Below are 2,573 nucleotides of genomic sequence, written 5' to 3'. Positions count from 1 at the left end.
GGTTCCAGCGCGTCATCAATCACCAGGACCTTTACATTCTCCAATTGACGGGGCATTTGTTTGTTCATGGTTTCCTTGTTGAGGATAACGCCCATAAACACTTGGTTGGTAGCCCCTTCTTCGGATGTAACGGTGTCGGACAACTTGAAGTTGGGATCGAGAAGTTTTTCCTTGCCGATCAACCGGGCTGCTTCCACCACCAGGTCGGCGATATCCTGGTGTTCCCGGCCGGCCACCAGGGCCACCTGCTTGAGCCAGGGGTGCTGCAAATCCTCCAAAGGAATGGCCTGCTCCTTCATTACTTCCAGTGCCCGCCTTACCCCGGCCCGGATTCCTTCGATGACCCGGGCCACCGGAACCCCCTTGACCACTTGCTCTACCCCGGCGCTCACCAAAGCACCGGCCATGACGGTGGCGGTGGTGGTGCCGTCCCCGATCTCTTCCTGCTGGGATTTGGCAATATTAATGACCATCCGGGCAGCCGGGTGGTTGGCTTCCATCATGGTAAGAATGGTTACCCCGTCGTTGGTGATGACCACCTCACCGAATTTATCCACCAGCATGGTATCCAAGCCCTTTGGCCCCAGGGTGCCTTCAACGGCAGAGGCAATGGCCCGGACCGCATTTGAGTTGGTCATCAGGGCAGCCAATTTTTCATTGATCTCGGCACCCTGACTGGCCTGTTGTTTGAGACTCACGGAAAAGTTCCTCCTTAAAATTAACCCTGACCCTTCAGCAAACGCTCCAGGGTGCGGGAAAGATTACGGGACATGCAATCAATCACAGTAACCACCCGGGCGTAATCCATCCGGGTGGGTCCCAATATACCAATGGTTCCCAGGATTTTATCCCCCACCTGGTAGGTGGCGGTAATCATGCTGCAGTTTTGTATCTCCTGCCGGCTATTTTCGCTGCCGATTTTTATGGTAATACCCTGGGAATCCCCTGGTGTTTCCAGTATATCCCGTAAAGTATCCTCCTGTTCCAAAAGGGACAGCAGCACTTTCACCTTATCTACATTGTGAAACTCCGGCTGATTCAAAATATTAAATACCCCTTCAAGGTAGATTTTATCCTCCTTGGCCGAGGCGATGCGGTCCTGCATTAATTCTATGGCTAAATCCAAAATATTCCGGTGCCTGGCCAGCTCGAAGTAAATCTCCTTGATCAGGGTAAGCCTGATGCTGCCCATGGTCTTGCCCTGGAGTTTGGCATTCAGCACGCCGGAAATCTGATCCAGGTCCTGCTGGGTGATGTTCTCCGGCACGGACATCATTTGGTGGTGCACAGCACCCGTATCCATCACCACAATGATGATGGCCTGGGCCGGCCCCATCAAGACCAGTTGAATATGTTTGTAGGAGCACTTGCCCAACTGGGGCGTCTGCACAAGGGCGGTGTAATTGGTAGCTGCGCCAGCATTCTGCCGGTGCGGTTAAGAACCTCTGCCACTTCCCGGACCTTGTTTTCGTAGCCGCTGCGGATGGTCCCTTCTTCTTGCTCGGTTAGCTGCTCCAACTGCATCAGGCAATCCACATAGTAGCGGTAACCGAGGTTGGAAGGAATCCGGCCGGCGGAAGTATGGGGCTGCTCGATAAACCCCATTTCCTCCAAATCCGCCATTTCATTCCGGATGGTGGCCGGACTGACCCCCAGTTTGTATTTGCGGGAAATGGTCCGGGAACCAACCGGCTCCGCGGTGCTAATGTAATCTTTTATGATGGCCAACAGGATCTGCTGTTTACGTTCATCCATTTTCACGTCGGCACACCCCCTGCCTCACCCTTAAAGGGTGTTAGCACTCTAATTTGATGAGTGCTAATCTAATTTAAAATTTAGCAAATGGAAAAAACTTTGTCAAGGATACCAATTTGACCATCAGCCGTCGGCCATCAGCTTAATTTTTTATTTTTTCAAGAATTAGCGGCAACATAATGGGTTTATACAAATTCTGCGAATACCTGATTAGCCAGCGGTAAACCTTTTCCTGTTAATCTAAGATACCCATCCACCAGCTCTACTAAACCCTTCTTTTCTAACTCTCTGACCTGTCTCCCAAAGACTTCCGTCAGACCTATGCCAAATCTTTGGCGAAAATCAGCAAGGTTTACTCCCGGGATCAACCTTAAGCCTAAGAACACAGTCTCTTCCATCTGTTCCCCTTCGGAAAGTGATTGAATCTCTTCTGTAGGCCTTTGGCCCGCTTGAAGTAAAGAGACGTATTGATCAATATCCTCCACATTTCCCCATCTTGACTGGTTTAGGTGCGAGTGGGCGGCGGGGCCCAGTCCGAGGTACTCCTGGTTGTGCCAGTAAAGCAAGTTATGCCGGCACCGGTACCCCGGTCGGGCAAAGTTTGAAATTTCATAGTGTTCATAGCCTGCTGTGCCCAATATTTCTATAACGATGCGATACATCTCCAGCTCCAGTTCTTCCGGGCAGGCAGCCAATCTACCTGGTCAACGGCCCGGGTCAAGGGAGTTCCCTCTTCCAACTGCAGGCTGTAACAAGAAACATGATCCGGTTGTAAATTCACTATCTCAGACACAGACTGCCGCCAGCGGGCGGCAGTC

2 protein-coding genes and 1 pseudogene are annotated in these 2,573 nt (G+C 51.6%); all 3 read right to left on the bottom strand.

Translation table 11 applies throughout. The features are described 5' to 3' along the window. Window positions 1-698: TCP-1/cpn60 chaperonin family protein (locus tag P378_RS18325; RefSeq protein WP_274378769.1), on the bottom strand; the 698-nt coding region annotated here is incomplete at its 3' end. A 20-nt stretch (window positions 699-718) separates the two neighbouring features. Continuing rightward, a pseudogene (gene hrcA, locus P378_RS18320) lies at window positions 719-1,761 on the bottom strand (heat-inducible transcriptional repressor HrcA). Window positions 1,762-1,940: 179 nt separating this feature from the next. After that, on the bottom strand, window positions 1,941-2,450 hold the full coding sequence (locus tag P378_RS18315; protein WP_238473422.1) for a hypothetical protein: 510 nt from the start codon (window positions 2,448-2,450) through the stop codon (window positions 1,941-1,943). Between the last annotated feature and the right edge of the window lie 123 nt (window positions 2,451-2,573).

The sequence above is a fragment of the Desulforamulus profundi genome, assembly GCF_002607855.1.
The sequence above is the reverse complement of the archived record's forward strand: the minus strand, read 5'-3'. Positions and strand labels throughout refer to the sequence as shown.